We start from the raw sequence: 20,541 nt of genomic DNA, 5'->3' as shown, positions 1-20,541 counted from the left end.
AAAATATATAAATAAGAAAGACCACCCAAAGGACAGTCTTTCTATATAGGGAATGGCGAAGTTACTCGCTTATCATAATCTTTTAAATAAGCCACTCTTACTTATCAAAACACTTGATATGATGAAAAACACCCCGGTTATCACAAAAACAAGCCATATACTTACAAATGAATCAGCTTTGGCAAGATTACCAATCATATAAATAAGTGCAGACATAAGAACCATAATACCCGAGTAAAAGAGTAATTTACTTACCATTGAAACAATGCGGTTATCTCCCGACTTATTATTCGTCTTCGTTAGTAAAAATCTAGTTTGTCTCATAGTCCTTAAATTAAAAAGTAAACCTTTAATTAGAGTATAGCATTCAGAATTCTAAATATAATAATAAAAAACAAAAAAGGGGCTACGGAATATAAATTTCCTTTCCCCTCTTCTATATTCGCTTCTTTTTAAAGCGTTTTACCACTTTTTATTATCAATATTCGTCTTCGTTAAAGAAAAAGTCTTCTTTGCTTGGATAATCCGGCCAAATATCTTCGATTGTATCAAAAATCTCGCCCTCGTCTTCCAACTCCTGAAGGTTTTCTATCACTTCCAACGGTGCACCCGAGCGTTGAGCATAATCAATCAACTCGTCCTTAGTAGCAGGCCATGGTGCATCTTCCAATTTCGATGCTAATTCTAGTGTCCAGTACATAGTAATGTATTTATTATAATTATCTTAATCTTTATTTTCGGCAAAAATAGCAGAATATTCTTTAGGAACAAGTAGTATCCCAAAAAATTTCCTTTCCATTCTTATTACATTCTCTTCGGGCAAGGATAAAGAAGTAATCAGACAGGCGATTTACAAATTTTAAAATATTATCCTCTACCGGATAATCTGCTTTAACACGATAGATGCAACGCTCTCCACGGCGTGCTATCGTGCGGCAAATATGAGCTCTGGCAGCAGCCTCACTTCCTCCCGGTAATACAAATTGCCTGAGTGGAGGTAATTCGCTATCCATGCGATCCATTTCCTTTTCTAACAATGCAATATTCTCATCGGTTATAATGCTGGCAGCCTTCGGAGAAATAGCCTCTGTCTCCGTAGCCAGATAAGATCCCACAGTAAACAATTTATGCTGAATAAAAGAAAGGACTTTCAGAATATCTTCTTCTTTTATCTCACAGATAAGCAATCCCAAGAACGAGTTCAATTCGTCGATAGTACCATATGCTTCTAACCTTACATGCGATTTAGGCACTCTCATACCGCCAACTAAGCCGGTAGTTCCCTTATCCCCTGTTTTTGTATATACTAAACTTTTTTTCATCAATAAGTAATGTTAAATATCTATTACTATATTCTACAATGACTAATTCTTCTCTATTACTATTAACAAAGTAATAAAAAGGTCTGCGACCTTCAAAAACTGAGTTTATAATTCCGCTTGTAATATTTCTTATCGAAAAATAATATCCCCAGATGGAATAAATCTAAAGACACTATTACGTCATTTTGTTGAACTAACATTTTCCATAACGTTTGTAGCTTTCGATTTGTTCGGATTCCATCAATAATAATTACAGAATCTTTGTGTACCAAAGACAGCAAATAGATAACCAACTCATTATGAGAAGCATTGTAATTTTTAAGATTCACGAAGATACAATCTTTTTTCCCGTTTATTAAAGGAAATTGCTCTTCTGATTGTATTATATTATGATTCCACTCATTATAAAGCATTTGAGCCTGATTATATTTAGATGGGGTAAGCTCCACACTCAAACATTCAATATCCGAAGCTGCCGCAGTCATGTACAAAGAATGAATACCTATGCCACCTCCCAATTCGAGAATCTGCTTTATATTGAAATAATTAACAATTTTGAATAATAGACGATGTGTCTTATTCTCCTGAAAAGATAAAACCGGAAAATCTTTCAAGCAATTACGAACATCTTCATAAGCATGATAGGGTGTTTTTTCCTCGATCACTCTGGTAATAAAGTTGAAAACAAAAGGAGAGTGTATGCCATGCCCTTTATGATGTCGTACTTTGAACAACAATCTCACTCCGGCTTTTGACAAACGAAATATTTTAGGCATACGGTTTAATAAATTTCCACAAAAATAGAATCTTATTGCAACAATCAAAACTCAAAAGACGACTAACCTTCAAAAAAACAAAAAATAGAGTAATATCTTTAGTCTGATATACTCTATTTTCTGTCCTATCTCTTATCAATTGAATTTATTTACCTTTCAAGTCATGTAAGATTGGAACCTTTACTGTCTTCACTTCTTTTTTCAACTCATCATTCTGTTGCTCGAAGATCACAATATTATTCTCTCCTTTGTTCAACCAGACTCCGGGTATATATAGAGTTTGCTGAGGACCAACATTCCAGTATCTTCCAATATTTTTACCGTTTATAAAGATAACCCCTTTACCCCAAGCAGACATATCAATAAAAGTATCGCCTGTCTCACTCAAATTGAAAGTTCCCTCATAAATAACAGGTCTTCCCTCCAATTTAGCCCTACTATTATCACTTTGGAGGTTATCCAATGCCTCTGATTTACCGATTTTAGCCATTGTGGGAGCTTCATCCATTGGTAGTTTATACATCTCCCATTCCCCTTCAATATCCATACCACTGATCTGAACAGGACTTATTATACCTTTATTATTGCGAACAATCTCTGCGCCATAATTGATTCGTCCCATATTTTCGACCAATATTTCCAGAGAGGAATTAAACGGAATATCGATTTCCATTGAGTAATTCTTATAATAACGATTCAATTCACCCACTTTTTCGCCGTTCACATATACAATCGCATAATCGCGCAGACCTGTTATTACCAATGTCCCGCTAATAGGTTGATTGAAATGTCTCGAATAAAGAACATATCCGTAACCTTGATTCAATTGCTCAAAAGTTAACGGTTTCGGATTTTCCACTTTTTCCTGCGTCCTCGCAAAATTCAAAGCATCAGCCACCTTCGTCAATTTGATTGAAGGAATCTCAATCAAAGGTATTTGTTTTGGAGCTTCCGGAATATCATACTGTGCATACTTCTTAATCACATTCCGAATAGAATCAAACTTAGGTGTTACCCAACCTGCTTCACTTATTGGAGCATCATAGTCATAACTCGTTAAATCGGGTTGAATATCGTGATTCTTATCATAGTTAGCACCACTTGTAAACCCGAAGTTGGTTCCACCATGAGCCATATAATAATTGATCGACACATCATTTTTCAAATACACCTCAGTCTGTCTTGCTATTTTCGAAGCATCCACTTTGGGGTGAGGTTCAGCCCAATGAGCTAACCATCCGGGATAAAATTCAGCAACCATATACGGGCCTTTTCCTCCATTATATTGATCAACTACTTTCTTTAAATTGGCAATATTGCTTTCGCCATTAGCTGTAGGTAAAGCTCCGGGAGTAGAGCCTCCTTCGAACAACCAACTTCCGTCCGATGTAAAGAAAGGTACTTCCGATCCTGCAGCTTTCAACTGAGCGACAATCTTTGCATTATATGCCCGATGCTCTTCCAAAGGAATATCTTTACGCTGAGCTACATAAGAGCCAAACTCATTTTCAGCCTGAACCATAATGATAGGACCTCCTTTGGTTATTTGAAGATGCCCAACCTCTTTAAACAATCTATTGATATAAATTTCTGTATATTTCAAGAATTGAGGATTATCCCGTCTGATTTCCATTCCTTCCACGTTTTGGAGCCACCAAGGGTAACCGCCAAATTCCCATTCTGCGCATACATAAGGTCCGGGGCGCAAGATAACCATCAATCCCTCCTCTCCTGCAATTTTAATATATTCTGCCAGATTATTATCCCCTTCGAAATTCCATTGACCGGGTTGAGGTTCATGCGCATTCCAGAAAACGTAAGTTGCAACTGCATTTAGCCCCATTGCTTTTAACATCTGAAGTCTATGCCTCCAATACTGATGAGGTATTCGGGCGTAGTGCATTTCTCCGGAATGAATTTGAACAGGCTTTCCATCATAGACAAAATTGCCATCTTTAATTTCAAAAGTATGTTTTGCTTGCCCATTCATTATTAAGGGACTTATCAGAAAAAGGGTTAACAAAAAGAAAATCGTTTTTTTATTCATGGTTATTATATTAAGTAACATTTAATATTTAATGCAATATTTTATCAGTATAACTATCTCTGGCTGTTATGCTTGCAAAGCTACAAAAAGGTCTGGGACCTTAAGAAATCGGTATTCTGTTCTTTTTTTTGAATGGTATAAAATTACAGCACTTTTAATGAATAACGAAATTTATTTCCAAGAAGGTGACATTCTTTACAAAAGTAATCAATAAGGTGACAAAGGTGACTGATAAGTGTCACTTTCAGGATATCGCTAATCCACTATTTATCAAACACTAACGATTCAAAAAGTTACAAAGGTAACAAAAGTAACACTTTTTCCACGAGTTTTATTTTCCCTTTTGACTGTTTACCGATAGAGGCGGAAACGCAGGTCAGACTCCATAATATCATTATTTACTGATAATCTATCCTTACATGGATAGATAAAATCATCCAACTGATAATCGAGATTGTGAATAATAATGCTTCTTATTTTTCATCAATCATTTTGATCGGTTTTCCTTAAAAACAACTATCAAAGTAGATACCATTCGGAGATTATTTTTATCTTTGATTAATTAAGTAATTTAAGATAGTTATTGCTATATTTTATGATTATAAGAGATTCTGTCTATTATACTTACCAAAGCAATAAAAAGGTCTATAGCCTTACTATTTTACCAACTGTATATCACATATGAAATATATCAGCCTGATAATATCACTTTGCCTGTGCTTCACCTTAAATGCCCAAACTGCTAAAGATTTGGCTCAGGCAAAACTAGATTATAAAAATAACGATTTCGCAAAAGCTTTACCTGTATTTGAGAGAGAGCATAGCAACAAACCGACTGATCCGTCGCTAAACCTTTGGCTGGGCGTATGCCTCTTTGAAACAGGAGGAAACATTAAACAAGCCGAAGAATATTTATTGATAGCAGCTAAAAGAAATTTACCCGAATCGTATTTGTATCTGGGAGATATTTACATCAGACAATATAGAGTTAGTGAAGCCCAACAACAATATGAGCGTTATACAAAGGCCAGACCGAAAGAGAAGGAAACAACCTTAGCCACCCGCAACCAATATTTAGATAAATTACAGAGAGCAATATCCAGAACTGAAGACATACAAATTATCGACAGTTTGATTGTGAGTAAAAATGCTTTTTTATCAGCATATAAATTGTCTTCTGATGCAGGTTCCCTGTCAGCATTTAATGACGTTTTCGAAGCTAATACAAGAATAGAATCCACAGTCTACACGAATGGAAAAGGCTCGAAGATATATTTTGGACAACCGGCGAACAATAGAATGAGTCTCTTTTCGATGGACAAACTCCTCAACGGTTATGGTAACGAAAAGAAAATATCAAATAACAACTTAGGGCTTACAGGCGGCATCAACTATCCTTTTGTCTTAACTGACGGTTCTACTATTTATTTTGCAGGTGAAGACGAAAACGGACTGGGAGGCTATGATATCTATGTAACCAGATATAATCTGAATAATGATACCTATCTGACACCCGAATTACTCAATATGCCCTTTAACTCAACAGCAAATGACTATCTTTATGTATTCGATGAAGAGAAAGGCATAGGATGGTTTGCTACTGATCGTTTTCAACCCGAGGGCAGAGTGTGTGTATACACCTTTATCCCGAACGAAGAAGTAAAGTTAGTGGAAAGTGACGATGAGATATACAAAGAAAACAGAGCCAAAATAGCATCTATCAAGAGCACATGGAGACCGGGCAAAAATTATTCGGGCCTGATAGCTGCAGCCAGAAAAGAAAATACAGTAGTTGAAAAAAAGGTTTCGGACTTTACATTTGTAATCAATGACAGGTATACGTACAACACATATGCCGATTTCAAAAGTTCAACTGCACGGAATCTATATTTTGAGGCTAATGAGAAAAGGAAAGCATTAGAATCAACAGAGAAAGATTTAGACGCAAAGAGAACCGAATACATAAGCGTATCAGGTAATCAACGATCGACTTTAGCCAGTGTAATTCAGAATCTGGAAAACAGACAAGCTCAGCTTTATAAAGAAGTTCAGGACTTAGATATCAAAGCTCGTAATGAAGAGATAAAAGCCCTACAGTGATTCCTCAACATTATATGGGCTTAAACAACGCTAACATTGCTCTTGCCTAAGTAACAAAAAAAGGTCTAAGACCTTAAAAACGCTCTTAAAATTAATATATGACAGTTGAAATTATCATCATCGCTTTTCTGATCATACTAGGGGTTGGTCTTCTGGCAGCAGAAGTTTTTCTATTGCCCGGCATAACAATAGCAGGTATTGCAGGCGGACTTATGCTAATAGGCAGTATTGCATATGCATTCTATTATATAGGCGAAACTGCGGGTTATATCACCATCGCAGCTAATCTTATAATATCCGTCGCGGCTTTTTTATTTATACTCAAATCAAATGCTTTGAGCCATATTGCACTTAAAACCGATATAGATGCGACTGTAGACCAAACAGAAATCCTACAGCTGAACATTGGACAAACAGGGATTACCTTATCTCGTCTCAATCCGATTGGTAAAGCCGAATTCGACAATCAATATATCGTAGAAGTAAAATCTATTACCGGCGAATTTATTGACGAAGGGGAAAACGTGCAAATCGTAAAAATAGAAAAATCAAGCGTTCTGGTACAATCTGTACCACAATCAGAAAATCAAACAAGTATTAACTAATAATTTTATAATTATGCCATTTCTCGTAGTTACAATTGCATTAGCAGCATTCGTGCTTCTACTCATCTTTTTCTACTACGTTCCATTCTTTTTATGGATCAATGCCCTTTCGGCCGGCGTACGCGTATCGCTCGTTCAGTTATTTCTGATGAGATTACGTAGAGTACCGCCCCGCACTATTGTATATGCTATGATCGAAGCCCACAAAGCCGGTCTTAGAACTATTACCCGTGACGAACTCGAAGCTCACTTTCTAGCAGGCGGACATGTCGAAAAGGTAGTACATGCACTGGTATCTGCCTCAAAAGCAAATATCGACCTGTCATTTCAAATGGCAACAGCTATCGACCTTGCCGGACGTGATGTATTGCAAGCAGTGCAAATGTCGGTAAACCCAAAAGTAATCGATACCCCTCCCGTAACCGCGGTTGCTAAGGATGGTATTCAGTTGATCGCTAAAGCCCGTGTAACGGTGCGTGCCAACATCAAACAGTTAGTCGGTGGTGCAGGTGAAGAAACAATCTTAGCTCGTGTAGGCGAAGGTATAGTATCATCTATCGGTTCATCCGAAAGTCATAAATCAGTACTTGAAAATCCCGATTCTATTTCAAAACTTGTTTTGAAAAAAGGTCTGGATGCAGGAACAGCATTCGAAATTCTATCTATTGATATTGCGGATATCGACATAGGTAAGAATATCGGGGCAGTACTTCAAATCGACCAAGCACAAGCCGATAAAAACATCGCACAAGCAAGAGCGGAAGAACGCCGTTCGATGGCTGTAGCTCTAGAGCAAGAGATGAAAGCAAAAGCTCAGGAAGCTCGTGCAAAAGTAATAGAAGCAGAAGCTCAAATACCAATTGCGATGGCAGAAGCTCTTCGCAATGGAAATTTAGGAGTAATGGATTATTACAAAATGCAAAATATCCAAGCGGATACCGATATGCGCGACTCTATCGCACGTCCGACAGGTAACTCAGGCGGAGGTAAAACAGATAAAAAATAAGAAACAACCTTATTAAAAAAAACGAAGGCTGATTGTATTTAAACAATCAGCCTTCGTTTTTTTATATCGAATCAGAAATTAATCTTCAAAAAATATATCAGGATCGAAATGTCTCGTTTTTATTATATTCGAAGAATTAAACAATCCTGTAAGTTTCTGAGCTGCCTCGTTCATTTTCTTACTATCCCCTTTATCATATCCATTCTCCAGAATTAAGTCTGCATATTGCTTTATATTCTCAGGTTGCTCTAAGTATAAATATATTTTGCACAAGTTGTACAAAGCAGCATAACGCAATCTAATATCAGCATTCAATTTCGGATCAGTGTATCTGTCAAGAATACCCATATAATAATCAATCAAACCAGCAACATCTTCTTCCATCATCGGAGTATTAGCATTCATCATTTCCAGCTTTGATTTCAAGTCATCACCTGCCGCCCGAAAGGGAGTATTCTCCGGATGCTTTTTTTCATTAATCGTTTTTATTATATCTGATGACTTGGTTGTAGGAAATCCATACAGAGAGGAAATTCGCGCAGTAGCTCTGTTCACAGAAGAAGTTGCCAAATCTCGGGCAAAAGCCTCTTTCAGATTTTCTCTGTTATTTTTCCAGTATTCCGACAAGTCCCTGCGTGAACTAAATTCCCTTGTTTGATAAGTCAGTGTATTAATTCTGTAATATAGAGGATAATACTCTATATTTTTTCCATTTTTAGTTACAACAACTTTCGATTCGAAAGTATAAGTTATCACCATCCAGTAATACTTATTATCTTTGTCTCTGCCTCGCTTTTGCCCGTCCTTATCCTTCGAATCACCTTCCCTTTCTTTCACATCACTACTTACAATCTCAACAAAGCCCATATCCAGATTTACAGCCACATCACCCGGCTTTGCATCATCGGTTCTACGTTGTCCCTCAATTCTGAGTTGATCATACAAAGCATCCATATCGATAACTCGCGCAACACTATTAGGCACATTAATACGAGTTCCGTAATAAAAAAACATTGGGGCTAAAGGCTTTGAAGGTAATGCCCGATAAGTAAAGTTAAAACGATAATTATCGACATTTACATTATTCTGTGCGAATCCATTAACTACAAACAAGATAATGAGCAGGGATAATACTAGCTTTTTCATAGCAGGTGTTGTCATTTGTTTCTGTACTCGAAAGTCTACAAAGGTAGTCCAATTTATAGATATTGTGGAACTCTTTTGGCTTACATATTCAAGGATAATAGTAAAAAAACAGAAAGCCTCTGAAATTGTTTATCTCAGAGGCTTTTTATATATCAGATTTTAAATCTTCTTATTTCTTCGTAAAACGTTTACGTTCGTTTTCATCCAAATATATCTTACGCAGACGAGTTGCAGATGGTGTAACCTCTACATATTCATCTTCTTTGATATACTCAAGAGATTCTTCTAAACTGAAAATAATAGCAGGCACAAGCTTAGCTTTATCATCAGTTCCCGAAGCACGTACGTTGGTAAGTTTCTTCGATTTAGTCAAGTTTACAACTAAGTCGCCTTCTTTTGAGTGTTCTCCTACGATCTGACCCATATAAATATCGGTTTGAGATTCGATGAAGAAACGTCCTCTATCTTGTAGCTTATCTAAAGCATAAGCAAAAGCATTACCCGATTCACTTGCAATAATAGAACCATTCTGACGTTTTTCAATATCGCCTTTCCAAGGTTGGAATTCCAAGAAACGGTGAGCAATAACAGCTTCTCCCGCCGAAAGGGTCAAAGCAGCATTACTGATACCGATAATTCCTCTCGAAGGTATTGTAAATTCCAAGAATATTCTTTCGTTTTTCGATTCCATCATTGTCAACTCACCACGACGACGAGTTACAAGGTCGATAATCTTACTTGAATATTCCTCTGGTAGATTTATTGTAAGTTGTTCAATCGGTTCGCATTTCACGCCATCAATTTCTTTGATAATAACCTTAGGTTGTCCAACCTGAAGCTCATATCCTTCACGACGCATTGTTTCGATCAGTACCGATAAGTGTAATACTCCACGACCAAATACGATCCATGAATCTGTAGTTTCGGTAGGCTCTACACGTAAAGCTAGATTCTTGTCCAATTCTTTCATCAATCGCTCATATATATGACGAGATGTTACGAATTTACCGTCTTTACCAAAGAATGGAGAGTCGTTTATAGTAAACAACATCGACATTGTTGGTTCGTCAATATCAATCGGATCCAGTGGTTCAGGATTAGTAATATCTGCAATAGAATCACCAATCTCGAAACCTTCAATACCAATCAAGGCACAGATATCACCACATTGCACAGACGAAACTTTAGCTCTGCCTAAACCTTCAAAAACATTCAGTTCTTTGATTTTAGATTTCACAATTGTACCATCACGTTTACATAAAGAAACATCCATGTTTTCTTTTATCTCTCCACGATGTACACGTCCGATAGCAATACGACCTACATATTTTGAATAATCAAGTGATGTAATCAACATTTGAGGAGTTCCCTGTAGAATTTCGGGAGCAGGAATATGCTCTACAATAGCATCAAGCAATGCAGTAAAGTCTTCCGCAGGAGTTTTCCAGTCATTCGACATCCAGCCATTTTTAGCTGAACCGTAGATTGTAGGAAAATCAAGTTGCTCTTCTGTAGCATCTAAGCTAAACATTAGATCGAAAACCATTTCGTGCACTTCATCAGGACGACAGTTGGGTTTATCTACTTTGTTTATTACAACAATGGGCTTCAAGCCTATTTCGATTGCTTTTTGAAGTACAAATCGAGTTTGAGGCATTGGACCTTCAAAGGCATCAACCAGTAATAAACAGCCATCGGCCATGTTTAATACCCGTTCTACTTCTCCACCAAAGTCAGCGTGACCCGGAGTATCAATAATGTTGATTTTGGTTCCTTTATAATTTATCGAAACGTTTTTGGAAAGGATAGTTATTCCTCTCTCTCGCTCCAAGTCGTTATTGTCTAGAATTAATTCACCCGCAGTCTGATTGTCCCTGAAAAGCTGCCCGGCAAGTAACAATTTGTCTACCGTTGTAGTCTTGCCATGGTCAACGTGTGCGATAATCGCGATATTTCTAATATTTTGCATACCTATTTTTTGAGGCTGCAAAGATACAACAAAATATCGACAATCTTCTCATTCTATGAGAATACTGTCGATATTTAATTCGTTTATAATGATTATTTCTTTATCGAAATATTTGATCTAAAACAGCAGCCAATCGTAAACCGCCTCGTTGCAGTTGTAATTCTACAACATCAGTATACTTATAAGCATAATCGTAAGACAATCTATCTTCATTGTTTACTGACGAATAAATTTCATTAGCCAGACAATGGGATTCGTACAACCAATCTTCCAATGTTCCGGCCTCCAATGCTTTCTTCTTGTCTTTAGATATAGTATTCAACAGATTAGCATATTCGGTATAGCTATATTTCATGTAATCAATCAACTTACCATCCCAAACAGAATGCAGGTTACTTTTATCACTAAACCACAATACAGAAATGCGATTACCTCCCAGATCCTCTTCACGACCCACGTGCATAGGTTGATGTGCATCCCCCATAAGGTGCACCAGGAAATAGAGTGCAACTCTTTTTTGTTCAACAGACGAAACATTGTCGGCTATAATCTGCTCCAATTTAGGGATCTCTTTGTAGATATTATCTTGCTCAATATTCTTGATATAAGCCACAAAATCTTCTTTTGACAAATTGCCCGGAGCATTCACATAGTGCCAGGTATGAGTATGATCATACTCTCCGGTTTTATCCGATTTAATAAAATCAGGCCAATTTGCCCAATATGCAACAGGCATATTATTTAGCAACCGGTTAATCTTTTTACGTGTACCCGATTTAATATTCTGATCGGCAATTTGAGCCACCACTCTATGTCCTGTCATCCCCCAAGCCAATAATTGAGATGGCAATAAAATAGAAACCGCAAGAACACTAATTATTAAAAACTTCTTCATATCAGACATTTAAGGCCACAGACCCATTTATATTACTTTGGTAAGACAATAATTAATTAGCTACTAATTATTAAACCAAGTAACGAACAGTTTAAATTATTCGAAAATTACAACAAATCTACACATTTTTCCAGTTGAAGACCTCTTGACCCTTTAATTAAAATAAAGCGATCTTCCATCGGATTTGCTTTCAGGAAGTTTGTAAAATCGTCTAACGTTGCAAAACAAGGGTAAGTTGTATTTGTCTTGCTGAAATTATCTCCTACAAAAAAGGCATTATCAATAGAATTTGAAGCAATAAAATCAACTATCTTTTGATGCTCTGCCTCACTATCATTACCAAGCTCCCTCATATCTCCTAAAATAAGAGTTTTGTTAGGAACATCCATTTTCGTAAAGTTCTGCAAAGCAGCACCCATACTGGTCGGATTTGCATTATAGGCATCTATGATCAATGTATTTTTTTCGGTCTTTTTTAATTGTGAACGATTATTATTGGGAACATATTCTTCAATAGCCTTGCATATTTTAGCTGTTTTCACTCCGAAATATTTACCAATAGCAACAGCAGCCAATGCATTCGAAAGATTATATTCACCTATTAAGTTCGTTTTCACAATGTGATCATTCTTAGAGAATTTCCACACAAAACTTAAGTATGGATCATTTGAAACCGCCCTTCCACAAACGAAAAGAGAATCATCATTGCCATAACTTATTGTGGCTATACCCTCAGATATATTCTTTAAGTATGGGTTATCATTATCTATAAATATTTTACTGTTTTTTTGTTCCCGAAGGAAATCATAAAGTTCACCTTTTGCTTTTATAATGTTTTCAAATGAGCCGAAACCTTCGATATGTGCACGACCAACATTAGTGATAAGACCATAGTTAGGTCGAGCTATTTCTACCAGTGTTTTTATTTCACCCACGTGATTAGCTCCCATTTCGATAACAGCTATCTCATGCGCTTTAGTCATCTTCAGGAGAGTAAGAGGCACCCCGATATGATTATTCAGATTACCATGAGTCGACAACACGTTAAATTCCTGAGAAAGCACTGCTGTTATCAATTCCTTGGATGTTGTTTTACCATTAGTTCCGGTCACACCTATTACGGGAATAGATAATTTACTACGGTGAAAACTTGCCAGTTGCTGTAACATAGTTAAACAATCATCCACTAAAAATATATTTTGAGACTCGTCGGCAAATTCGGCTTCATCTACGATTGCATATTTACAACCCAGCTCCAAAGCCTTTTTTGCATATAGATTTCCATTAAAATTGGAACCTTTCAAAGCAAAGAAAATAGAATCCTTCGCACAATTGCGCGTATCGGTAGTTATTGACGGATATTGTTTAAATATTTCGTACAATTGAGATATTTCCATAAATTGCGTATATGTTGTAATAAATAAAACTTATGCTTGATAAGGAACACCTCAGCAATCAATTTTGTTGACCTGAAAAGCAATAATCTTCCTTAAATTTTTTAAGGCCTGAAACCTTTTTTTTATTTCGGCTGATATTAAGTCTAATCTGCTACTATAATTGCTTATAATGTAGCATTAAAAACTTAGTATTATTTTGTATCTTTCGCTTATATAAATACTTTGCAAAAATACCCCATTTATGGTATTTTATTTATGGTTTGAAGCACGTAATTTTGTATTAATTAATAATAAAACAAAAAAATATATTGGTCATGACTAAAATAGCAAAAAAACTTACAGACCTGATAGGTAACACGCCTTTATTGGAGCTATCAAATTACGAAAAAAATCACAATATCAATGCAAAAATCATTGCAAAGTTAGAATATTTTAATCCCGCATCAAGTGTAAAAGATCGAATTGCTTTTGCAATGATTACAGATGCCGAAGAAAAAGGAATATTAAAAGCTGATAGTGTTATTATTGAGCCAACCAGTGGAAACACCGGAATAGGTTTAGCTTTTGTTGCAGCTGCTAAAGGATATAAACTGACTCTTACAATGCCTGAGACGATGAGTATTGAGCGCAGAAACTTATTGAAAGCTCTTGGTGCAAATATTGTTTTAACTCCCGGACCTGATGGAATGAAAGGAGCTATTGCAAAGGCTGTGGAGTTGAAAGAAAGTACTCCTAACGGAGTTATACTTCAACAATTCGAAAATCCTGCGAACCCTGCTATTCATCGTAAAACTACGGCCGAAGAAATTTGGAGAGATACCGACGGACAAGTAGATATTTTTGTTGCCGGTGTGGGAACAGGTGGTACTGTAAGCGGGGTAGGTGAAGTTTTGAAACAACGTAATCCTAAAATACAAATTGTAGCTGTAGAGCCAACCGATTCACCTGTATTATCAGGCGGAAAACCCGGTCCTCACAAGATACAGGGAATAGGTGCAGGTTTCATCCCTAAAACTTACGATGAATCGGTAGTTGATGAAATCGTTCAAGTAAAGAACGATGATGCTATACTTACCAGCAGACTTCTGGCTAGAGAAGAAGGTTTATTAGTTGGTATTTCATCAGGTGCAGCAGTTTACGCTGCGGCAGAATTGGCAAAACGTCCCGAGAACAAAGGTAAAAACATAGTAGTAATACTACCTGATACAGGAGAGCGTTATTTATCGACTGTTCTTTATTCTTTCGAAGAATATCCATTATAAGAAAAAGGTCTGTGACCTTTGATTGCAACCAATAAAGTGTACTATATTATACCCGAGAGCTATGTAAAAATAGCTCTCTATCTTTCATAATCCATTTAACAATATCATTTATGAGCACCTATAAATTTGAAACACTCCAAGTACATGCAGGACAAGTAGTAGATCCAACGACTCATTCGCGTGCAGTACCCATTTATCAAACAAGTTCGTATGTATTCGAAGATGCACAAGATGGTGCAGATTTATTCGGATTGAGAAAATTCGGAAATATCTATACCCGTTTAATGAATCCGACAACTGATGTTTTCGAAAAACGCATAGCTGCTTTAGAAGGTGGTATAGCTGCTTTAGCAACATCATCAGGTCAATCGGCTCAATTTATAGCTCTTAATAATATTGTTTCAGCCGGAGATAATTTCGTTTCGACTTCACATCTTTACGGTGGTACATATAATCAATTCAAAAACCAGTTCAAACGTTTAGGTGTAGAAGTAAAATTCACACCCAATGATACTCCCGAAGAGTTTGAGAAACTGATAGACAATAATACCAAGGCTATTTATCTTGAAACAATAGGAAATCCCGATTTAAATATCCCTGATTTTGAAGCAATAGCTGCGGTTGCAGATAAACACAACATCCCTCTTATTGTAGATAATACTTTTGGTGCAGGCGGATACTTATTCCGTCCACTGGAACACGGAGCAACTATTGTTGTAGAAAGCGCAACCAAATGGATTGGCGGACATGGAACATCATTAGGTGGGGTAATTATCGATAGTGGAAAATTCAATTGGGGAAATGGCAAATTTCCGGAATTCACAGAACCATCAGACAGTTATCACGGATTAGTATTCTGGGATACTTTTGGCGCCAACAGCCCATTTGGTAATATCGCCTTCATTATACGAGCTCGTGTAGAAGGATTGAGAGACTGGGGTAACGCAATCAGTCCCCTCAACTCATGGTTACTCATACAAGGTCTCGAAACACTCTCGTTGCGTGTAGAACGTCATGTGGATAATGCGCTTGCAATTGCCGAATGGTTAGAACAACATCCACAAGTGGAATATGTGAACTATCCGGGATTGAAGAGTAGCAAATATCACGACCTTGCCAAAAAATATTTAAAGAATGGTTTTGGAGGAGTATTGTCCTTCAAAGTAAAAGGCGGTGCTGAGCAAGCAGATAAATTGATCAACAGTCTCGAACTGATCAGTCATCTAGCCAATGTGGGAGATGCCAAATCATTGATCATACATCCGGCAGCAACTACTCACGAACAACTCGATGAGAAAGATAAGATTGCAACGGGTGCTATTCCCGGATTATTACGAATCTCTGTCGGAATAGAAAACATAGCAGACATCAAGGCAGACTTGGATCAAGCATTCAAAAAAATATAACAAATAAAAAGAGACGTAAATTTTACGTCTCTTTTTATTTTAACCGGATAAACCTTATTGGAGTACCTTACTTTTGTGAACTATTGATTACAGTCAGTAAATCCGTTTTCGAATCATATATATACATTACATACTGAATATCGTTTCCCCAGGCTTTCGTCGATTTATTCCACTCAACATATGATATGGCTGTAAGACTTCCCTTATCATATTCATACATATATTTTTGGTGAGCAATCCATGCTTTTTTATGAGACTCCCATTTATAAGAAATTCTTTCCTTAAGACTTCCATCTGCATTGTACTGGAGCACACACTCGGTTAATGGAACCAGATTCATATCGTTTTTTCCTTTACAAACAGTACTTGTTACTGTACGCTTTTCTTTATTATCAATTACATTCTTATATAATTTATCACCTGCAAAAGAATTGCTTATTGATAAAAAGAATGCGATTACTAAAGTTCCTATTATTGCTTTCATGATCCTACTATTATTTGATTGTTATACAGTTAATATTTTTTATTCTTACTATCTGTTACTGATAAGTATTTTATAGGAGAAGACTCGTTGCTCTTATCATAAATATACATGGCATACTGAACATCTTTGTTCCAAGACTTAGAAGATTCATTCCATGACATATATGAAATATTAATCAACTCGCCGCTTATATTGTATTCGTATTTATATTTACTTACTACAAGCCATTGTTGTGTATTTGACTCCCATTTATAAGAGATTCGTTCTTTCAGATTCTTATCTGTATTATATTCAAAAACCGTTTGCTTAAAGGGAATCAAGCCTGTATTATCGGTACCATTATAAACCGTTGTTGTAACAGTACCCTCTTCTTTACTGCCTTCTACATTCTTGTGTATTGTATTGCCTCCAAAAGAAGTACTGATTGACAAAAAAGCTGCTATTATTGTAATAATTGATGTTTTCATATTCTTGTTATTATTTGCTTTATATTTAAGACGTATTATTTTAGTGATTGGTTACAGTTGTTTCAGTTTTTTTAATCGGATACCGATTTCTCAACCGGTATCCGATAAGATTGATTAATATGAGTAATGTGCTAAGTGTATTTCTGAAGTAATTTTAGTATCTAAATAATTTACAGAAAGGTTTTCTTCATTTGCATCATTTATATACATCGCAAATTGTACATCTTCTGCCCAAGCAGCAGTAATCTTATTCCATTCGGTAAAAGAAAGAGATAGTAATTTGCCATCAGCATTATAATCATAATTATATTTTTGGATAGCTACCCAGCTACGATTATCCGAGCTCCACTCATATATTTTCTTTTCTACCGGATTACCATTTGAGTCTGATACAATAACATATCTTTTAATTGGTGATAAGTACTTTTCGCTTTCTCCTTGGCAAACAGTAGTAGTGGTAGTACGATCCTGATCGTTAGTCTCAACACTCTTATAGATTGTGTTGCTTCCAAAAGAATTGCTTACTGATAATAATGCTGCTACTGCTAGTGTGATAATTGTTGCTTTCATAATGTTGTATATTTATTTGTTTTTATTTTTTACGTTTCTACTATATATAATGCCAAAGCCGTGCCAAGACAAATAATCATCTGATAATCAAAACACAACACTTTTTACAGGATATCCGGATCTGTAAAATTTATTTACACACAACAGTATTTATTTTTACATATTAAATATTTTCGGAGAATTACAGATATAAAAAAAACGGACACCGATTCTACAATCAGCATCCGTTTAGGGAATGTTCTTTATTCTATTTTTTTATATCCGAATCAATTATAATCATCTACCCCCATAGTATCAGTCGAATTTCGAGCAGCTTTATTTGTTATGTTAAATCGATAACCCAAACTAAACATAAAATATTGCCCGATCATATTAGTCTTCGTATCTGAAATGTAGTTTCCTGAAACAACACGCATCAGGTTATTACGGTCATCCAAAATATCATAGCATTGAAACTTGGCTGTACCCTGTTTCTTCTTCAAGAAAAGCTTGGCAATAGACAGGTTCCATAGCATCTCCGATTTTCGGAAACTTTCAGCATACCCTTGGTTATAGATAAAACTCATCTCATTCTGAATAACAAAATCATAAGGAAGTTTCATCAAAGTAGATGATTTGAGTCCATAATTCGCAGTATTCATTCCCTCCTGATTAGGAAGGTTATTTCTTGTTATATTATAGGAGATATTAGCTTGTAAACGCTGCTCGAACTTATCAGACCGATAGTTTACAGAAAAGGTTTCGCTCATTGTCAAATTATAGGTAACACTCTTGGCTCCATTCGAAAATCCTATATTACGAACGAAATAACCAAAAGAACTATTATCTACTGTGAACTTTTTATTTCTCAACGGAGTATTAAACATGATTCCCCCATTTAACCCCCAATTACCGTTGACATTGCGATACGAGCTTTCGACGTTCCCGAATTCATCAATCGTATTATAATCAACTATTTTATTCACAATATAATTACCTCCACCGGTGATCATAAAGAATGAACCTTTCTCGTAATTCGATTTCTGAAAATACAAACTCACTGTATTGTCAAAACTTGGTTTTAAATCAAGATTCCCATACGTTCGGTTAAGAGCGTCCAGTATAATAGTATCTGCTGATATCTGCTTTAATGTCGGTTGTTCTGTAGATCCATAATAATCAAAGTCGAAAGTTACATTATTCTGTGGTGTATATGTAAATTTGAAGGTCGGAGAAAAATTCACCACAGTCTGCTTCTGATTTTCAATGATAGAATCCTGCATCATCGTCTTCGAAGTAGAAGTTGAAGGGTCAACATTAAAGCCGATATTGTATTCATATTTCTTCATTGCCGATTGAAATCCTACGTTCATTCTCTGAGTGGTATATTGAGACGTAGTATGCCTCGTAAAAGCAGTATCCACAACAGTATACTCCCCTTCTCCATCACGACGGAAAGTAAGCCTGTTTCTATCCGAATAATCTCGCCGATAAGAATAAGCCACCTTTATCGAATTGTGCTTGGTTATCGGCTCAACATATGAAGCTATAAATCCCCAGCTATTCCCCGTATTGTCAATAGACAACTCCTGATCTATAAGTGTTGTTTTATTGGAAGCATGGTAAAAAACCGGAGAATAGTTAGTACCCCTGCTTGTTCCGCCACGGATTCCCCCATTCAAGCTAAAGCTAATATTTCGTCCAGCGCTATTCAACTTACGTCCGAATATAAAAGAAGCATTCAAGTTATGCGTATCACCCTTTGTATTATATTTCGTCCATGCAGTTGTTGTATCTTGTATGCCTTGAACATATGAGAAATAATTACTGTTCCTTATATCGTCACTTGTTCCTGTATTAACATTCATTCGGGCATAAATAGTTGTTACCGAATCGGGATTCCATTTCATATTTAAGCCAAGAGATAAATCTCTTTTTATACTTCGGGTCTCGGACGATTGGGTACTCAGCCGATTACCTGTTTCAATGAAAGTCTTCGTATTACTATCCATCTTGAATACATTATCATTATTATCATAATGTAAATTTCCTCCGACATTAACCTTGTCACTATTTAGAGCATTAAAGTTAAAACCGATTTCACTATTTTTAGTGATACCATCGTATTGACTGGAAGCTCCACTATATTCAAAATCATCCGTGATATTTTTATGATTTCCAATCAACGAATATTGGTTATCGTCCATCATATAATGAGCATTCAGTTTATTGGAATATCGACCATTACTACCATAACCGGATCGCCCTTCTCCAAATACACTTTGCTTCAACGCCTCTCTTACTGTCAGGTTTAGAACTTGTTCTGCATTTCCGTCATTAAAGCCCGTTACTCGCGACATCTCGGATTGCTCCTTAAACAATTGCAATTTATTTATCATCGAAGCAGGCAGATTTTTTAATGCCAAATCAATATCATTACCAAAAAATTCTTTTCCATCAATTAGAATTTTAGTAATAATTTTGCCATTAGCCATCAGTTTTCCATCCGAAGTAATATCAATGCCCGGCATCTTTCGAACCAGATCCAACAGCAAGGCATCCTCTCCCACCCTATAGGCATCAGCATTATATTCTATGGTATCTCCTCTTACAACAATATCGGGCACAGGAGCAACTATTACTGCCTCACCTAACAAATAAGAAGCTTCTCCCAAATAGATAGTCCCCAAATCAAGAGTTTCTTTTCCTTCTAAGCTGATTTTGCGGATATATCTATTGGTCCCCACATAGGAGATATCGATGATATAATCTCCTTTAATTTGATTGATGGTAAATTTCCCGTTAGAAGCTGTAACCGCCCCTGTGATATAAGCACTATCATTAACATTGAGTATACGCACAGATGCATAACTAATAGGTTCATGATGCAGACTGTCACGGACTATACCTGTAACAGACTGGGCATAAGAAACAATAGTTATGCATAAAAGTATAAAAAGACAATAAAGGCTTCTCAATGAATATTTCGTTTTCTATAAAGGTTTACCTGATGCTCTTGATCGTAAACCTGTTTATTACTAATAAGTAAAATATGCTATGCCCAAGAAGGCAAAAACGGCTATTTTACAGTATGTATGTCTCAGCTATAT

The 20,541-nt window shown here is 36.2% G+C and carries 18 protein-coding genes; 5 read left to right on the top strand and 13 right to left on the bottom strand.

What is annotated here, in order from left to right:
* Nucleotides 1-72: 72 nt before the first annotated feature.
* The 5 genes from CLV62_RS12655 to CLV62_RS12635 form a co-directional block, all read right to left on the bottom strand.
* Nucleotides 73-324 (bottom strand): hypothetical protein, encoded by a 252-nt coding sequence (locus CLV62_RS12655; RefSeq protein ID WP_146212737.1) that lies wholly within the window; start codon nucleotides 322-324, stop codon nucleotides 73-75.
* Nucleotides 325-478: 154 nt separating this feature from the next.
* A complete protein-coding gene (locus tag CLV62_RS12650; RefSeq protein ID WP_026626020.1) occupies nucleotides 479-700 on the bottom strand; it encodes a DUF2795 domain-containing protein in 222 nt (73 codons plus the stop codon).
* 61 nt (nucleotides 701-761) lie between these two features.
* The gene (locus CLV62_RS12645) at nucleotides 762-1,322 is read right to left on the bottom strand and encodes a cob(I)yrinic acid a,c-diamide adenosyltransferase (protein WP_110311152.1); all 561 of its coding nucleotides are present in this window, start codon (nucleotides 1,320-1,322) and stop codon (nucleotides 762-764) included.
* A 92-nt stretch (nucleotides 1,323-1,414) separates the two neighbouring features.
* Nucleotides 1,415-2,098 carry an O-methyltransferase gene (locus CLV62_RS12640; protein WP_110311151.1) on the bottom strand — a complete coding sequence of 228 codons (684 nt, stop codon included), beginning with the start codon at nucleotides 2,096-2,098 and terminating at the stop codon, nucleotides 1,415-1,417.
* 145 nt (nucleotides 2,099-2,243) lie between these two features.
* Entirely contained in the window at nucleotides 2,244-4,145 is a 1,902-nt protein-coding gene (locus CLV62_RS12635) for a glycoside hydrolase family 35 protein (protein WP_110311193.1), read from the bottom strand.
* Between the two features lie 681 nt (nucleotides 4,146-4,826).
* On the opposite strand from CLV62_RS12635, the gene CLV62_RS12630 reads away from it, so the two are divergent.
* The 3 genes from CLV62_RS12630 to floA all read left to right on the top strand — a co-directional run bounded on the left by CLV62_RS12630 (nucleotide 4,827) and on the right by floA (nucleotide 7,856).
* Nucleotides 4,827-6,245, top strand: a complete 1,419-nt coding sequence (locus CLV62_RS12630) for a tetratricopeptide repeat protein (protein WP_110311150.1) — start codon at nucleotides 4,827-4,829, stop codon at nucleotides 6,243-6,245.
* Nucleotides 6,246-6,343: 98 nt separating this feature from the next.
* A complete protein-coding gene (locus tag CLV62_RS12625) occupies nucleotides 6,344-6,850 on the top strand; it encodes an NfeD family protein (RefSeq protein WP_110311149.1) in 507 nt (168 codons plus the stop codon).
* Nucleotides 6,851-6,863: 13 nt separating this feature from the next.
* Nucleotides 6,864-7,856 (top strand): flotillin-like protein FloA, encoded by a 993-nt coding sequence (gene floA, locus CLV62_RS12620; protein ID WP_394337206.1) that lies wholly within the window; start codon nucleotides 6,864-6,866, stop codon nucleotides 7,854-7,856.
* A 78-nt stretch (nucleotides 7,857-7,934) separates the two neighbouring features.
* On the opposite strand, the gene CLV62_RS12615 is transcribed toward floA, so the two are convergent.
* The 4 genes from CLV62_RS12615 to CLV62_RS12600 all read right to left on the bottom strand — a co-directional run bounded on the left by CLV62_RS12615 (nucleotide 7,935) and on the right by CLV62_RS12600 (nucleotide 13,263).
* A complete protein-coding gene (locus CLV62_RS12615; RefSeq protein WP_146212736.1) occupies nucleotides 7,935-9,002 on the bottom strand; it encodes a hypothetical protein in 1,068 nt (355 codons plus the stop codon).
* A gap of 169 nt (nucleotides 9,003-9,171) precedes the next feature.
* A complete protein-coding gene (typA, locus tag CLV62_RS12610; RefSeq protein ID WP_110311146.1) occupies nucleotides 9,172-10,971 on the bottom strand; it encodes a translational GTPase TypA in 1,800 nt (599 codons plus the stop codon).
* A gap of 100 nt (nucleotides 10,972-11,071) precedes the next feature.
* The gene (locus CLV62_RS12605; RefSeq protein WP_170120054.1) at nucleotides 11,072-11,866 is read right to left on the bottom strand and encodes a S1/P1 nuclease; all 795 of its coding nucleotides are present in this window, start codon (nucleotides 11,864-11,866) and stop codon (nucleotides 11,072-11,074) included.
* 107 nt (nucleotides 11,867-11,973) lie between these two features.
* Complete coding sequence (locus CLV62_RS12600; protein ID WP_110311144.1) at nucleotides 11,974-13,263, bottom strand: UDP-N-acetylmuramoyl-tripeptide--D-alanyl-D-alanine ligase; 1,290 nt, start codon at nucleotides 13,261-13,263, stop codon at nucleotides 11,974-11,976.
* 314 nt (nucleotides 13,264-13,577) lie between these two features.
* Between CLV62_RS12600 and cysK the strand changes: the two genes are divergently transcribed.
* Together cysK and CLV62_RS12590 are read left to right on the top strand one after the other, a co-directional pair.
* Nucleotides 13,578-14,525, top strand: coding sequence for a cysteine synthase A (gene cysK, locus CLV62_RS12595; RefSeq protein ID WP_110311143.1), 948 nt, complete (start codon nucleotides 13,578-13,580; stop codon nucleotides 14,523-14,525).
* Nucleotides 14,526-14,635: 110 nt separating this feature from the next.
* Nucleotides 14,636-15,931, top strand: coding sequence for an O-acetylhomoserine aminocarboxypropyltransferase/cysteine synthase family protein (locus tag CLV62_RS12590; RefSeq protein WP_110311142.1), 1,296 nt, complete (start codon nucleotides 14,636-14,638; stop codon nucleotides 15,929-15,931).
* Nucleotides 15,932-15,998: 67 nt separating this feature from the next.
* Here the strand turns inward: CLV62_RS12590 and CLV62_RS12585 are convergent, their stop codons facing one another.
* The 4 genes from CLV62_RS12585 to CLV62_RS12570 all read right to left on the bottom strand — a co-directional run bounded on the left by CLV62_RS12585 (nucleotide 15,999) and on the right by CLV62_RS12570 (nucleotide 20,409).
* Nucleotides 15,999-16,415, bottom strand: coding sequence for a DUF3836 domain-containing protein (locus tag CLV62_RS12585; protein ID WP_110311141.1), 417 nt, complete (start codon nucleotides 16,413-16,415; stop codon nucleotides 15,999-16,001).
* Nucleotides 16,416-16,444: 29 nt separating this feature from the next.
* Nucleotides 16,445-16,882: a DUF3836 domain-containing protein gene (locus CLV62_RS12580; protein ID WP_110311140.1), complete on the bottom strand. Its 438-nt coding sequence runs from the start codon at nucleotides 16,880-16,882 to the stop codon at nucleotides 16,445-16,447.
* A gap of 114 nt (nucleotides 16,883-16,996) precedes the next feature.
* The gene (locus CLV62_RS12575; protein ID WP_110311139.1) at nucleotides 16,997-17,452 is read right to left on the bottom strand and encodes a DUF3836 domain-containing protein; all 456 of its coding nucleotides are present in this window, start codon (nucleotides 17,450-17,452) and stop codon (nucleotides 16,997-16,999) included.
* A gap of 266 nt (nucleotides 17,453-17,718) precedes the next feature.
* On the bottom strand, nucleotides 17,719-20,409 hold the full coding sequence (locus CLV62_RS12570) for an outer membrane beta-barrel protein (RefSeq protein WP_110311138.1): 2,691 nt from the start codon (nucleotides 20,407-20,409) through the stop codon (nucleotides 17,719-17,721).
* Nucleotides 20,410-20,541: the final 132 nt, after the last annotated feature.

The organism is Indolivaga alginatilytica (genome assembly GCF_003201355.1).
Lineage (GTDB): Bacteria > Bacteroidota > Bacteroidia > Bacteroidales > Dysgonomonadaceae > Dysgonomonas_A > Dysgonomonas_A alginatilytica.
The sequence above is the reverse complement of the archived record's forward strand: the minus strand, read 5'-3'. Positions and strand labels throughout refer to the sequence as shown.